Source organism: Rahnella sp. PAMC25617, from assembly GCF_050606005.1.
Classification (GTDB): Bacteria; Pseudomonadota; Gammaproteobacteria; order Enterobacterales; family Enterobacteriaceae; genus Rahnella; species Rahnella variigena.
The window spans coordinates 1-484 of the sequence record NZ_JBOCUM010000158.1 but is presented as its reverse complement, the minus strand read 5'-3'; the positions used below and the strand labels follow the sequence as shown (position 1 = coordinate 484).

1 protein-coding gene is annotated in these 484 nt (G+C 34.5%); it reads right to left on the bottom strand.

Features of this window, described 5'->3' with window-relative positions; all coding sequences use genetic code 11:
• Positions 1-256: 256 nt before the first annotated feature.
• A partial coding sequence (locus ACM615_RS24070) for a hypothetical protein (RefSeq protein WP_431012658.1) occupies positions 257-484 on the bottom strand: 228 nt, incomplete at its 5' end.

Below are 484 nucleotides of genomic sequence, written 5' to 3'. Positions count from 1 at the left end.
TTAAATAATACTTTAAGTTAAGGTCTTCTCTTGAATAAGAAAAACATGTTGGGGTTATCCACAGATAAATACGAAGTCTGACAAAGTAATTAACGTCCAATATATTGCATAGTTTATTTTGGCACTTAACAATCACCTTCCCTGAATTTGACTCAGGTGTAACTAAAGTCTGATTTAAGGGTTGTTTATATTTCAAATCATTAATCAGAATCTGCAAAGTAACTAAAATAAATGTAGTGGAGTAAAAATACCAGGTTCACCTCTGAATTGTAGTGGAGTAGAACAAAGTTGTACATGCTGCTGTAACAAAAACATTTCCCAACTTGGGATCAATAAAGTATCTTATCTTAAGCTGATCGATGGCTACTGCCATATTTGCAAAATGTGCCTCAGAACCTTGACAAGTGCATGTTTCAGGCTTATCAATTAACAAGGGGTCACAGACATAAGACCAGCTGTTAAATAAAGCTCTTCTGACCTTAGC